The 12,767-nt window shown below is 40.3% G+C and carries 13 protein-coding genes; 6 read left to right on the top strand and 7 right to left on the bottom strand.

Features of this window, described 5'->3' with window-relative positions:
* Nucleotides 1-38: 38 nt before the first annotated feature.
* Together KUA57_RS00630 and KUA57_RS00625 are read right to left on the bottom strand one after the other, a co-directional pair.
* Complete coding sequence (locus KUA57_RS00630) at nt 39-779, bottom strand: amino acid ABC transporter ATP-binding protein (RefSeq protein WP_001096316.1); 741 nt, start codon at nt 777-779, stop codon at nt 39-41.
* Entirely contained in the window at nt 779-2,944 is a 2,166-nt protein-coding gene (locus KUA57_RS00625) for an ABC transporter substrate-binding protein/permease (protein WP_218493473.1), read from the bottom strand. The genes KUA57_RS00630 and KUA57_RS00625 overlap by 1 nt, the downstream gene beginning before the upstream one ends.
* 173 nt (nt 2,945-3,117) lie before the next feature.
* On the opposite strand from KUA57_RS00625, the gene KUA57_RS00620 reads away from it, so the two are divergent.
* The 5 genes from KUA57_RS00620 to KUA57_RS00600 all read left to right on the top strand — a co-directional run bounded on the left by KUA57_RS00620 (nt 3,118) and on the right by KUA57_RS00600 (nt 7,814).
* Nucleotides 3,118-4,071 (top strand): CPBP family intramembrane glutamic endopeptidase, encoded by a 954-nt coding sequence (locus KUA57_RS00620; RefSeq protein WP_218493472.1) that lies wholly within the window; start codon nt 3,118-3,120, stop codon nt 4,069-4,071.
* 76 nt (nt 4,072-4,147) lie between these two features.
* On the top strand, nt 4,148-6,136 hold the full coding sequence (gene uvrB / locus KUA57_RS00615; RefSeq protein WP_218493471.1) for an excinuclease ABC subunit UvrB: 1,989 nt from the start codon (nt 4,148-4,150) through the stop codon (nt 6,134-6,136).
* 9 nt (nt 6,137-6,145) lie between these two features.
* Nucleotides 6,146-6,772, top strand: a complete 627-nt coding sequence (locus KUA57_RS00610) for an NAD(P)H-dependent oxidoreductase (RefSeq protein WP_070843030.1) — start codon at nt 6,146-6,148, stop codon at nt 6,770-6,772.
* A gap of 14 nt (nt 6,773-6,786) precedes the next feature.
* Nucleotides 6,787-7,275, top strand: coding sequence for a GNAT family N-acetyltransferase (locus KUA57_RS00605; RefSeq protein WP_070843031.1), 489 nt, complete (start codon nt 6,787-6,789; stop codon nt 7,273-7,275).
* A 71-nt stretch (nt 7,276-7,346) separates the two neighbouring features.
* Entirely contained in the window at nt 7,347-7,814 is a 468-nt protein-coding gene (locus KUA57_RS00600) for an 8-oxo-dGTP diphosphatase (protein WP_218493470.1), read from the top strand.
* Here the strand turns inward: KUA57_RS00600 and KUA57_RS00595 are convergent.
* The 5 genes from KUA57_RS00595 to coaB all read right to left on the bottom strand — a co-directional run bounded on the left by KUA57_RS00595 (nt 7,811) and on the right by coaB (nt 10,839).
* Nucleotides 7,811-8,326 carry a transcription repressor NadR gene (locus KUA57_RS00595; protein ID WP_049509367.1) on the bottom strand — a complete coding sequence of 172 codons (516 nt, stop codon included), beginning with the start codon at nt 8,324-8,326 and terminating at the stop codon, nt 7,811-7,813. The two genes, KUA57_RS00600 and KUA57_RS00595, sit on opposite strands and share 4 nt — an antisense overlap.
* An 11-nt stretch (nt 8,327-8,337) precedes the next feature.
* Nucleotides 8,338-8,865, bottom strand: a complete 528-nt coding sequence (locus tag KUA57_RS00590; RefSeq protein WP_218493469.1) for an ECF transporter S component — start codon at nt 8,863-8,865, stop codon at nt 8,338-8,340.
* Nucleotides 8,866-9,039: 174 nt separating this feature from the next.
* On the bottom strand, nt 9,040-9,603 hold the full coding sequence (locus KUA57_RS00585) for an ECF transporter S component (RefSeq protein WP_049509370.1): 564 nt from the start codon (nt 9,601-9,603) through the stop codon (nt 9,040-9,042).
* Complete coding sequence (gene coaC / locus KUA57_RS00580; protein ID WP_218493468.1) at nt 9,587-10,138, bottom strand: phosphopantothenoylcysteine decarboxylase; 552 nt, start codon at nt 10,136-10,138, stop codon at nt 9,587-9,589. Before coaC ends, KUA57_RS00585 begins: the two co-directional genes overlap by 17 nt.
* A gap of 11 nt (nt 10,139-10,149) precedes the next feature.
* Entirely contained in the window at nt 10,150-10,839 is a 690-nt protein-coding gene (coaB, locus tag KUA57_RS00575; protein WP_218493467.1) for a phosphopantothenate--cysteine ligase, read from the bottom strand.
* A gap of 225 nt (nt 10,840-11,064) precedes the next feature.
* Between coaB and KUA57_RS00570 the strand changes: the two genes are divergently transcribed.
* Nucleotides 11,065-12,735 carry a formate--tetrahydrofolate ligase gene (locus tag KUA57_RS00570; RefSeq protein WP_218493466.1) on the top strand — a complete coding sequence of 557 codons (1,671 nt, stop codon included), beginning with the start codon at nt 11,065-11,067 and terminating at the stop codon, nt 12,733-12,735.
* Nucleotides 12,736-12,767: the final 32 nt, after the last annotated feature.

Genomic DNA, 12,767 nt, shown 5'->3' with positions numbered 1-12,767 from the left:
ATAGAAAAAAACTGCAAGGAAATCCTTACAGTTTGCGTTTAGACGTTTAAGACCTTGTCCAAGAACTCTTTCAGACGTGGGTGCTGTGGGTTATCAAAGATTTGATCAGGTGTTCCGTCTTCAAGGAATTCACCATCCGCAGTAAAGATAACGCGGTTGGCAACCTGACGAGCAAATCCCATCTCATGGGTTACGATAATCATAGTCATACCTTGCTCAGCCAATTCCTTCATAACGTTCAGTACGTCTCCGACCATCTCAGGGTCAAGGGCAGAAGTTGGTTCATCAAAGAGCATGATGTCTGGATTCATTGCTAGTCCACGAGCGATAGCCACACGTTGTTTTTGACCACCTGATAGGCTATCTGGATTAGCATTAGCTTTATCTGCTAGCCCAACCTTCTCAAGCAACTCCATCCCCAATTTCTCAGCTTCTTCCTTAGTCATCAACTTGTGCTCAATAGGAGCAAAGGTGATGTTGTCCAATACAGACATATGAGGGAAGAGGTTGAAGTGTTGGAACACCATTCCGATATTTTCACGGACGTGGTCAACGTTGGTTGTTTTTTCAGTTAAGTCATAACCGTTCACAGTGATGTGACCACTCGTAACTTCTTCTAAAAGATTAAGGCTACGGAGGAAAGTTGACTTACCAGAACCTGAAGGACCGATGATACAAACAACATCTCCTTCATAGAACTTGGTCGTAATTCCTTTTAAAACCTCATTTTTTCCATAGTGCTTGTGTAAATCATTTACATCAATTTTTAGTTTTGCCATTAACGAATCCTCTTTTCTAAGCGTTTCGCTAGTCTAGTCAAAAGTGTGATAATTACAAGATAGAAGATAGCAAGGATTGCATACATCTTGAAACTTTGGTAGTTACGGGCAATGATAATCTTACCAGTTTGGAAGAGTTCAACCAAACCGATAGCAGATACGATAGTTGTATCTTTAAGAGCAATAACGAATTGGTTAACAAAGTTTGGCAACATCAATTTAGTGGCTTGTGGCAAGATAATCTTACGCATGGTTTTTCCATAAGAGATACCCAAGCTTCGGCTGGCTTCCATTTGGCCAACTGGGACGGCTTGAATACCACCACGAACGATTTCAGCGATATAAGCAGCCGCATTGAGTGAGAGGGCAATAGTACCAGCTACGAAATCGTTAATTGGACTTTGTTGGCCTGTGATAGACTCGATGAAGTTTGGAATTCCCCAGAAGATGAAGGCTGCAAGAATCATCAATGGAATACCACGGATAACGTCAACGAAAATCTCAGAGATTACGCGAAGAGATTTGTATGGGCTAACGCTAAACATACCAAAGATAATTCCGATAACAATGGCAATAGCAAATGAGATAAGAGCTAGAGCAAGAGTGATACCAAGCCCGCTAAGGAGTTGTTTGTAGTTGTTTTGAAGCAAGCCCCAGATAGTTGTCTCATCAACAGTGCTTGTTGAAGCAGTTGAAGACTCACTAGCTAGGTATTTATCAAGAATCTTTTGGAATTCTCCGTTTGCTTTAAGGTTTGCAAGTCCGTTGTTGAACATTTGAATCAATTCTGGATTTGCTCCTTTTTTAACGGCAAAGGCTGTTTCACCGATTGGAGTTCCAGCGATTGGTGTTTTCAATTTTTGTCCTTGGCTGATAGAATATTTGAGAACAGGTTCATCATCCATAACGGCATCAATGGCACCAGTGTTTAAACTGTCATACATTGAAGAACCATCAGCAAAAGTTTTGATTTTGTAACCGTATTTGCTTTGATTTTCTGTTAGGAAGGTTTGAGAGGCAGTTCCGTTTTTAACACCAACTGTCTTTCCTTTTAAATCTTCATAAGAAGCAATGGTGCTTGATTCTTTGACACCAAGGATAGTATTTGCAGTGTAGTATGATTCTGAGAAGTCAAAAGTTGCCTTACGAGCATCTGTGACAGACATACCAGCAATGATACCATCAGCTTGTCCAGCTTGAACAGCACTGATAGCGGCATCGAAACCAGGGTTGGTGATTTCAATTTCAAAACCTTGATCTTTAGCGATTGCCTTAATCAAATCCATATCAATACCAGTAAATTGGTTGCTTGAGTTTTGGAACACAAAAGGTGCAAAAGAAGAATCGCTGGCAATGATGTATTTAGCTTTAACAGGAGTTGCTTTTAGACCAGCTGCAGTAGTTGTGGTTGGCACTGCTGAAGATGATGAAGCAGTCCATTTTTTGATGATTTTATCAAGACTACCATCCTTTTTCATTTCAGCCAAGGCTTGGTTAAATTCAGTGACTAGGTGCTCGTATTTGCTTCCTTTTTTAACACCGAAAGCAAAACTACCTACAGCTTCCCCATCCATTTCGATATGGAGGTCTTGCCCTTGGTTAATGGCATATTCGATAACAGGTTTGTCATCCATCATGGCATCGATGGCACCAGCACTCAAGCTGTTGTTCATCAAATCACTAGTGTCAAATGTTTTAATAGTAAAGCCGTATTTATCCTTGATACTTTCAAGGAAACGTTGAGCGGCTGTTCCGTTTTTAACACCAACAGTTTTACCTTTTAATTGGTCATACTGACTAATCTTGTGTGACTTTGTAGTTGCAATGACAACTTTTGTATCATAGTAAGTATCAGACATGGTGAAAACTTTTTCACGTTCTGCAGTTTTTGTCATTCCAGCCATGATAGCGTCAGCTTGACCAGCTTGAACCGCATTCACCGCTGCGTCAAATCCAGGATAAGACATCTGAATGTTCCATCCTTTAATCTCAGCGACTTTGTTGATAATGTCAACATCAATTCCTTTATAAGTTTGATCTGAATCTTTAAACTCAAAAGGTGCATAGGCGGTATCAGAAACAATCTTAATCGTTTCAGCTTTCGCAATACCTAATGAGAAAATTGGGAATAAAATTAGCAAAAATGCTAGAAATTTTTTCTTCATTTTTAGTCTCCTTTTCCGAATATTTTCCCATTATATCAGAAAAATTAAAAAAAAGCAAATCTAGGGACTTTTATGTTAGAAGATATAACATAAAAGCTCTTTATTTCTTTCTTGAACTGCTACCACAAAGTGCTATAATAATAGTATATAATGGAAGAAAAGAGGACGGAGATGTGAAGAACAAAAGAATTTTTAAAGACTTCCAAGCTTCTCAAATGCGGTTAAACCTCTACACAAGCCCCTTGTTAGCCTTTGCTTTTGTCTTCATAGGAGAGTTTGTGGCTTTTACTTTGTATGGTATTAGCTTGTTAGCTCTCATCGGACTTGCTAGAAATTTTGGAGAGGCTGGTCAAAATCTTGCAAGCTACTTCCAAAACTTGCTGGCGAGCTTGACGGATAAAACAAGTGACTTTCGTTTAATTTTAGAATTGCTGTCCTTTGGTTTCGTTCTCAACACTGTGTTCAGATGGACTAGAAAAGTTGAGAAAAGACCTATTCGAACCTTGGGATTTTATAGAGAAAATTTCCTCAGCAGTCTTCTGAAAGGTTTTGGGCTAGGTCTGGCACTTTTTCTTCTTACTTTGTTAGGTTTAGTGGCCTTGGGGCAGTATCATTTTGAGTCTATTCACTTGAATCCTTACTCGCTTGTCTTTGTTGTCTTTACTATCCCATTTTGGATTTTACAGGGGACAGCAGAAGAAGTGGTTTCCCGTGCATGGCTCCTTCCTCAATTGGCATCAAGAACTAATTTAAAACTTGCTGTTCTTATATCTAGCCTATTCTTTACCCTGCTTCATATGGGGAATTCTGGTCTAACACCTCTATCTCTAATGAATCTCTTCTTATTCGGAGTTGCCATGTCACTTTACCTCCTCAAAACAGATACAGTTTGGGGTGTTGCAGGTATTCATGGTGCTTGGAATTTTGCTCAGGGAAATCTCTTTGGGATTTTAGTTAGTGGTCAACCATCAGGAACGTCTTTGATGACCTTTTTACCACAAGGCAATCAAGCTTGGCTATCAGGAGGATCTTTTGGGATAGAAGGTTCTATCATGACAAGTTTAGTCTTGTTACTTTTGATTGTCTATCTCGCTCATCAATTAAAGAAAGAAAATGAAAGGATGTGACTTCGGTCCGTCCTTTTCTTCGTGAAAATGCTATAAGTATGCTAAAATAGGAATAGCACATGGAAAGAGGATTCTTATGATCAATCGCATTACAGATAATCAATTTAAACTAGTATCAAAATATCAACCATCAGGAGATCAACCCCAAGCTATCGAGCAGTTGGTAGATAATATCGAGGGTGGAGAAAAAGCTCAGATTCTGATGGGGGCGACTGGTACAGGGAAGACCTATACCATGAGTCAGGTCATTTCCAAAGTCAATAAACCAACTCTGGTTATTGCCCACAATAAAACTCTAGCAGGCCAGCTCTATGGGGAGTTTAAGGAATTTTTCCCTGAAAATGCTGTTGAGTACTTTGTATCTTACTATGACTATTACCAGCCTGAGGCTTATGTACCTTCTAGTGATACCTATATTGAAAAGGATAGCTCTGTCAATGACGAGATTGACAAACTCCGCCACTCTGCTACTTCAGCCCTTTTGGAGCGTAATGATGTTATTGTCGTGGCCTCAGTCTCTTGTATCTATGGTTTGGGTTCGCCCAAGGAATACGCTGATAGTGTCGTTAGTCTCCGTCCAGGTCTTGAAATTTCTCGTGATAAACTCTTAAATGACTTGGTCGATATTCAGTTTGAGCGAAATGATATTGATTTCCAACGGGGAAGATTTCGTGTGCGTGGGGATGTGGTAGAGATTTTCCCAGTTTCCCGTGATGAACACGCTTTTCGAGTAGAATTTTTTGGAGACGAAATTGACCGTATTCGTGAGGTTGAGGCTCTGACAGGTCAGGTGTTGGGAGAAGTGGATCATTTGGCTATTTTCCCAGCCACTCACTTTGTGACCAATGACGACCATATGGAAGTTGCTATTGCTAAAATTCAGACCGAATTAGAAGAGCAACTAGCTATCTTTGAAAAGGAAGGTAAATTGCTAGAAGCCCAGCGATTGAAACAGCGAACAGAGTATGATATTGAGATGCTGCGTGAGATGGGCTATACCAACGGGGTTGAGAACTATTCACGTCACATGGATGGGCGTAGCGAAGGTGAGCCTCCTTATACCCTTCTCGACTTTTTCCCAGATGATTTCTTAATTATGATTGATGAGAGCCACATGACAATGGGGCAAATCAAGGGCATGTACAATGGGGACCGTTCGCGTAAGGAGATGCTGGTTAATTATGGTTTCCGTTTGCCATCAGCTTTGGACAATCGACCTCTCCGTCGTGAAGAGTTTGAAAGCCATGTGCATCAGATTGTTTACGTTTCAGCGACACCTGGTGACTATGAAAATGAACAGACCGAGACAGTGATTGAGCAAATCATTCGTCCGACCGGTCTTTTGGACCCTGAGGTGGAAGTTCGTCCGACTATGGGACAGATTGATGACCTCTTAGGTGAAATCAATGCCCGTGTAGAAAAGAACGAACGAACCTTTATCACAACTTTGACCAAGAAGATGGCAGAAGACTTGACCGACTACTTCAAGGAAATGGGCATCAAGGTCAAGTACATGCACTCGGATATCAAGACCTTGGAACGGACAGAGATTATCCGTGACCTGCGCTTGGGCGTCTTTGACGTCTTGGTCGGAATCAACCTCCTCCGTGAAGGGATTGACGTTCCTGAGGTAAGCTTGGTTGCCATTCTCGATGCTGACAAGGAAGGCTTCCTCCGTAACGAGCGTGGACTCATCCAGACCATTGGACGTGCTGCCCGTAATAGCGAAGGGCATGTCATTATGTATGCGGACACTGTGACTCAGTCTATGCAACGTGCCATCGATGAAACTGCTCGTCGTCGTAAAATCCAGATGGCCTATAATGAAGAACACGGTATTGTGCCTCAGACAATCAAGAAAGAAATCCGTGATCTGATTGCTGTGACCAAGGCAGTTGCTAAGGAAGAGGACAAGGAAGTCGATATCAATAGCCTCAACAAACAAGAACGTAAGGAACTTGTCAAGAAACTAGAAAAACAAATGCAAGAAGCCGTCGAAGTGCTTGACTTTGAACTAGCAGCTCAGATTCGTGATATGATGTTGGAAGTCAAGGCGTTAGATTAGGGGAATTTTATGAATATTTTAGTTATCAATGGACATCCTGATAAAGAAAGTTACTGCCAAGCAATTTTTCAAACGATTGTAGAAAACATAGACTCAAATAGACATGAACTTGAAATGATTAATCTTAATGCAGAAGAGTTTGATCCTGTTTTACGTTATGGTTATCGACAAAGGATGGAGGACGATCCGTTTATTCTACGCTCTCAAGAATTAATCCAGTGGGCAGATCATTTCATTTTTGTTTATCCTATTTGGTGGAGTGGTATGCCTAGTCTATTGAAGGGGTGGATTGATCGTGTTTTTACGCCAGGCATTGCATACTCTGCAAATAATCGAGGAAGCTTTATTTTGAATTACTTGAGAGGTAAACAGTTCAAAAAATTACTAAAAGGAAAAACAGCTAGTATCTATGCAACCTCTATGGCACCAACTTGGTGGTACAAAGTATTTTCTGGTCCGATTAATATTCCAGACAGTTATGGAATATCAGTATTAAAGAATGCTGTCCTGAATCATTGCGGTATCAAAACAAAGAGGGTTTCAATCTTAGGAGAGTTAGGACGTGAAGTGAATACAAGTTCAACAAGAGAAAAATTTCTACAAAAAGTAGCAAAGGAAGTCAGACTGTTGGATTAAGGAGAAGAAAATAAATGACGGTTGTTATCAAATCAATGGAAACTCCTGAAGAGATAGAAAGTAAATCTCTCGTTCACTGGAAAGCGTGGAGAGAGGCTTATGACGACCTTTTGCCTGCAGAATTTCAGGAGACAATGACATTGGAAAGGTGTCGATTCTTTAGTCAAAAGTATCCAGAAAATACATTGATTGCGATAGATGGCATGAAGGTAGTTGGTTTTATCAGTTATGGCAACTTTCGTGATGAGACTATTCAAGCTGGTGAAATTATTGCTTTATATGTTTTAAAAGACTATTACGGAAAAGGTATCGCACAAAAGTTAATGAAAGCAGCTTTGACTGATCTTGATCATTTTTCTGAAATATTCTTATGGGTATTGAAAGATAATAAGCGCGCCATTGCTTTCTATCAAAAAATGGGCTTTACTTTTGATGGACAAGAAAAGATACTTGAACTTGGAAAGCCTATAAAGGAAAAACGGATGGTATTCTATTCTAAATAATTTTAAAAAGTAGAAGCTAATGGTACTGGTACTAAGTCTAAAATTTAATAAATTAGAAAGCGAGTAAATTTATGTCCCGTTCCCAATTAACGATTTTAACAAACATTTGTCTGATTGAAGACCTCGAAACTCAGCGCGTGGTGATGCAGTATCGCTCTCCTGAAACCAATCGCTGGTCTGGTTATGCCTTTCCAGGAGGCCATGTAGAAAATGGCGAGTCTTTCACAGAGTCTGTCATTCGTGAAATCTATGAAGAAACAGGGTTGACTATCCAAAATCCGCAACTGGTAGGCATTAAAAATTGGCCACTGGATACAGGTGGGCGCTATATTGTCGTTTGTTATAAGACAACTGAGTTCTCTGGTACCCTTCGCTCTTCAGATGAAGGAGAAGTTTCTTGGGTGCAAAAAGACCAGATTCCAAACTTGGATCTGGCCTATGATATGTTACCCTTGATGGAGATGATGGAAGCTCCTGACAAATCTGAATTTTTCTACCCTCGCCGTACAGAAGACGATTGGGAAAAGAAAATTTTCTAGTCTTTTACTAAATAACCGAGCTGATCCAAGGCCTCCTCGATATAGTGGAGGTCTTGTTGTGTTTCGGCCTCGACTAGGTGGTAATGGATGCCATCTGTCAATTCAGATAAAGGTCTAAAATCAGAATGCTCGACTTGTTCTAGAAAATGTTGTACATCTCTGCGGCAAGACAGTTTCAGCAAGGTTTCAATTTCTCCATAAACGGGATGGTCAATCAAGGTGTTTTGAACACGTCCACCATTATCTACGATAGCAAGGAGTTCTTGACCGATTTCTTCAACTTCATGTTTCACTTTGAAAAGTTTGTGAACATAAGGATTGGTTTCAATTTGCTTATAGACGTAGCCACGATTAGTGGATAGGATAGGAGCGCCATCGGCTCTCAAAATTGCAATGTCCTGCACAATGACCTGACGTGTGACATGAAAATGTTCCGCCAAACTTTGGCCATTGAGGGCTTTAGGGGCTTCTTTCAAGAGTTGAAGTAGGGCTTGTTTGCGATCTTTTGTCATAGTTCTTCCTTTTAACGGCGTTTTCGAAGCACTTTATAGACAGCTAGTGCTAATGTATAGTCTACCATACTATGGATAATTGTGCCAAATCCAACTAGCACAAATAGAACATAAAACATATTTTCTACATTGGTACCGGAAGTTGCGTAAAAAAGGACACAGGCCAATACTTCAGCAAGGGCATGGATAAGTGCTAAAACAAAGTTAAAAATCCAAGAAGATTTTGGTTTATCTAGGGTATCGGGGAATTTTTGTAGGTAAAGAGCCCCCAAAGTCCCAAAAAAGATATGAGAAAAAGCTCGAAATACGATAACCATGGGATAGCCAGCCATCAAAAATCCAAAACTAGAGGCTAGGATGACAAAAACAGCCATCAAGGGCGACAAGAACATAGCGATAAAAATAGCGATGTGGCTTCCCAAAGTGTAAGAAGCAGGCGGAATGACAATCTTAAAAGGCATAACAATTGGAATCAAAATCGCAATAGCCGTTAAAAGAGCAGTCATTGTCATAAATTGTGTCTTTTTCCGTGTGTTCATAAGAATCTCCTTTTTTCTGTATATACACTAGTATAGTACAATAAACAAGACAATAAAGCAAGGATTTACTTGAGTTTATAGGTCGTTTTTTAGTTAAAAGTTAGTAAAGATTTCACTAAAAAGAAACTGTATAGAGCAAAATCTCCACCTTCAAGCTTGAAAGTGGAGATGTTTTTATTTTTTCAAAGTCTGTAGTCTTGGAACAATGGCTAGGGTTAGAACTGCGGAAATGACTAATTCGGCAATAGAATTTGTTGAGATAACAGTTGCCAGAAGTAGTTTGATATTTCCATCAAAAACATTTCCAAATAGGAAGAAGATTCCACCAAGGACAAAGACTGTGTTGGTAAGTGAACCAAGGGCACCAGCTAGAATCAAACCAGTTTTATTTTTCATCAGTTTATAGACTAGATACGGAGTTAAACCAATCAAAATACGTGGGACGATAGCTATGATAGCTGAGTAGATGTTTCCGTTTGGTACAAAAGGTGAGAAGAGGTAGCTTGTCGGCAGAATCGTAATTGTATTAACCGTCAAACTAAGTAGCCCCATCAAAAATCCAAGTGTAACCCCAACTCGTGGACCGTAGATAATGCTGGCAATAATGACAGGAATATGAACGATGGTTGGTTTGATTGGAAATGGAAAAAGGTTAAAGACAAGTGAGCTCAGAAAATGAATCACAAGCATGGTTGCAAAAAAGATAGCAATAGGTGCAATATTAGAGCGTTTTTTCATCGAGAGTTTCCTCTATTCTTTCTAAAATAATTGTGAGGTCAGTTAAAGCTCCTCGTCCGTGGTCTCCGCAAGCTAGTAGGGATTCCTTAGGAGCAATCAGCTGATAGCCGTAGGTTTCTAATGTTTTCAGATTAGCCTGAGTTGCCAGATGGTCATACATTTTTGTATTCATTGCTGGTGCGATGAGTTTGGGAATATGACTTGGCAGGGCTAGAGCTGTACTGGTTACCATGTTGTCCGCAAAGCCGTGGGCTAGTTTTGCAATAGTGTTAGCAGTTGCAGGGGCCACGATAAATAAATCTGCTTTTTTTCCAAGTTCGATATGATTGACCTGATCAGGATAGGGTTCCTTCATGACATCCAAGTGGACAGGATTCTGTGATAAGACCTGTAGAGTTAAAGGTTGGATAAACTCTGTAGCGGCTTGAGTCATTAAGACAGTGACTTGATGGCCTTGTTTTTTTAGAGAACTGACTAAATCTGCCGACTTGTAAGAGGCGATAGACCCCGTTACAGCCAAGAGAATATGTGCCATAGCTTTCCTTTCTATGAATGATAGGCTTGAATTTTTTCAAGGAGGAGTTCTGCAATTTCTTCTTTAGTCTGGACTGTTTGAAGCTGATCTTTTTCAACAAAGATTGCACGATGCTGGTTTGCTGAAATTTGAGTCAGGTCATTTGCGATAATCAAGTCAGCTTGGTTCTTGATAAGACTTTTTCTAGCAATGTCAACCAGATGATCTTCGTTAACATCAACCAGCAGTTTGAAACCAATCAGATGAATAGCAGGATTCCATTCCTTGACTAGAGAGATGATTTTGGGTGTTTTTTTCAGAAACAAAACTTGAACCTCATCAGTTGAAGAAATCTTAGCTTGATGATTCTGCTTGCTTAAAAATTCTTCTAGATTGGAGCTAGCCTGAACTTCCTCCATCCCCGTCATATAAACAGGAGTGTAGTCAGATACAGCCATTGAGTGAATCAAGATCTGATAATCCTTAACACGTTCTTGCATTTCAAGGAGAAGGTCCTTGGTATTGTTAATTTCTATAATACTTAGGTTGGGATGGGCTTCTGGCCTCAGAGCTCGTTTTGTAGTAATTAAACAAACTTCATGTCCTGCAGCAAGCAAGGTTTCTGTGATGATTTTGCCCAAACGACCTGTAGAATGGTTAGTGATAGAGCGGACGCTATCGATAGCTTCACTGGTACCGCCCGATGTAACTAAAATTTTCATAGCACTATTGTACACAAAAATAAACGGTAAGTAAAATGAAAGTGATAAAATTTTGGTAAAAGGAAAGAATATAGTTTCAAACTATAAAGCCATATAAAATTTAAGAAAGGGCTCTAAAAACCTTAAAAATAAGGATATTTACGAACGTTTAGAGAGTTTAAGGATGTTAAAAATCTTGTTTTGTGTTATAATGAATTATCATATAAGAGGTTAGAGGAGTTTTGAATGAAAACAGATATTGAAATCGCACAGAGTATTGAGTTGAAGCCAATCGTTGATGTTGTAGAGAAACTTGGTATTTCTTACGACGATTTGGAGTTGTACGGAAAGTACAAGGCTAAGCTCAGCTTTGATAAAATTCGTGCAGTTGAGAGCAATCCAGTTGGGAAATTGATTTTGGTGACTGCCATCAACCCAACACCTGCAGGTGAAGGAAAATCAACTATTACCATTGGTCTTGCGGATGCCTTGAACAAGATTGGCAAGAAAACCATGATCGCTATTCGCGAACCATCTCTTGGTCCAGTAATGGGTATTAAGGGAGGTGCTGCAGGAGGTGGTTACGCTCAAGTTCTGCCAATGGAAGACATCAACCTACACTTTACGGGGGACATGCATGCCATTACGACTGCCAACAATGCGCTTTCTGCCTTGATTGACAACCACTTACACCAAGGAAATGAGTTGGGAATTGACCAACGTCGTATCCTCTGGAAACGTGTAGTGGACTTGAATGATCGTGCTCTTCGCCATGTGACCGTTGGACTTGGTGGCCCTTTAAATGGTATTCCTCGTGAGGATGGCTTTGACATTACCGTCGCTTCCGAAATCATGGCGATTCTTTGCTTGGCAACGGATATCGAGGACTTGAAACGCCGTTTCGCTAATATCGTTATCGGTTATCGCTATGACCGTACACCTGTTTCTGTAGGTGATTTGCAGGTTGAAGGTGCCTTAGCATTGATTTTGAAGGATGCTATTAAACCGAACCTGGTTCAGACAATTTACGGTACACCTGCCTTTGTACATGGTGGTCCATTTGCCAATATCGCTCACGGATGTAACTCTGTCTTGGCAACTACAACAGCCCTTCACTTGGCTGATTACACAGTTACTGAAGCTGGTTTTGGTGCAGACCTTGGTGCTGAGAAATTCCTTGATATTAAGACACCAAACTTGCCAACATCTCCAGATGCAGTAGTTATTGTTGCAACCCTTCGTGCTCTTAAGATGAATGGTGGCGTGGCTAAAGACGCTCTTACAGAGGAAAATGTTGAGGCAGTTCATGCAGGTTTTGCTAACTTGAAACGCCACGTTGAAAATATCCGTAAATTTGGAGTACCCGCAGTTGTTGCGATTAACGAATTTGTATCTGATACAGAAGCTGAAATTGCAGCCTTGAAAGAACTCTGTGCTTCTATTGATGTGCCAGTTGAACTAGCAAGTGTCTGGGCTGATGGTGCAGAAGGTGGAGTAGCTCTTGCTGAAACGGTTGTCAAGACTATCGCTGAAAACCCATCTAACTATAAACGTTTGTATGATAATGACCTTTCTGTCCAAGAAAAGATTGAAAAGATTGTTACTGAAATCTACCGTGGTAGCAAAGTGAACTTTGAGAAGAAAGCTCAAACACAAATCGCCCAAATCGTTCAAAACGGTTGGGACAAATTGCCAATCTGTATGGCTAAGACCCAGTATAGCTTTTCAGACAATCCAAATGCACTTGGAGCACCTGAAAACTTTGAAATTACCATTCGTGAATTGGTGCCAAAATTAGGTGCAGGCTTCATCGTTGCATTAACTGGTGATGTCATGACCATGCCAGGCCTTCCAAAACGACCAGCAGCCCTCAACATGGATGTTGAAAGCGATGGAACAGTATTAGGCTTGTTCTAGTATATTGTAATTGACTTTATACTCTTCGAAAA

Source organism: Streptococcus vulneris, assembly GCF_019218685.1.
Classification (GTDB): domain Bacteria; phylum Bacillota; class Bacilli; order Lactobacillales; family Streptococcaceae; genus Streptococcus; species Streptococcus vulneris.
Note: the sequence above shows the minus strand (reverse complement) of the source record. Positions and strands in the feature narration are given on the sequence as shown.

Coding starts and splice junctions, on each gene's coding strand:
- KUA57_RS00605 (WP_070843031.1), top strand. CDS start 6,787: ATGACGGTTGTTATCAAATCAATGGAAACTCCTGAAGAGATAGAAAGT.
- KUA57_RS00610 (WP_070843030.1), top strand. CDS start 6,146: ATGAATATTTTAGTTATCAATGGACATCCTGATAAAGAAAGTTACTGC.
- KUA57_RS00625 (WP_218493473.1), bottom strand. CDS start 2,944: ATGAAGAAAAAATTTCTAGCATTTTTGCTAATTTTATTCCCAATTTTC.
- KUA57_RS00595 (WP_049509367.1), bottom strand. CDS start 8,326: ATGACAAAAGATCGCAAACAAGCCCTACTTCAACTCTTGAAAGAAGCC.
- KUA57_RS00585 (WP_049509370.1), bottom strand. CDS start 9,603: ATGAAAAAACGCTCTAATATTGCACCTATTGCTATCTTTTTTGCAACC.
- coaB (WP_218493467.1), bottom strand. CDS start 10,839: ATGAAAATTTTAGTTACATCGGGCGGTACCAGTGAAGCTATCGATAGC.
- KUA57_RS00630 (WP_001096316.1), bottom strand. CDS start 779: ATGGCAAAACTAAAAATTGATGTAAATGATTTACACAAGCACTATGGA.
- KUA57_RS00600 (WP_218493470.1), top strand. CDS start 7,347: ATGTCCCGTTCCCAATTAACGATTTTAACAAACATTTGTCTGATTGAA.
- uvrB (WP_218493471.1), top strand. CDS start 4,148: ATGATCAATCGCATTACAGATAATCAATTTAAACTAGTATCAAAATAT.
- KUA57_RS00570 (WP_218493466.1), top strand. CDS start 11,065: ATGAAAACAGATATTGAAATCGCACAGAGTATTGAGTTGAAGCCAATC.
- coaC (WP_218493468.1), bottom strand. CDS start 10,138: ATGGCACATATTCTCTTGGCTGTAACGGGGTCTATCGCCTCTTACAAG.
- KUA57_RS00590 (WP_218493469.1), bottom strand. CDS start 8,865: ATGAACACACGGAAAAAGACACAATTTATGACAATGACTGCTCTTTTA.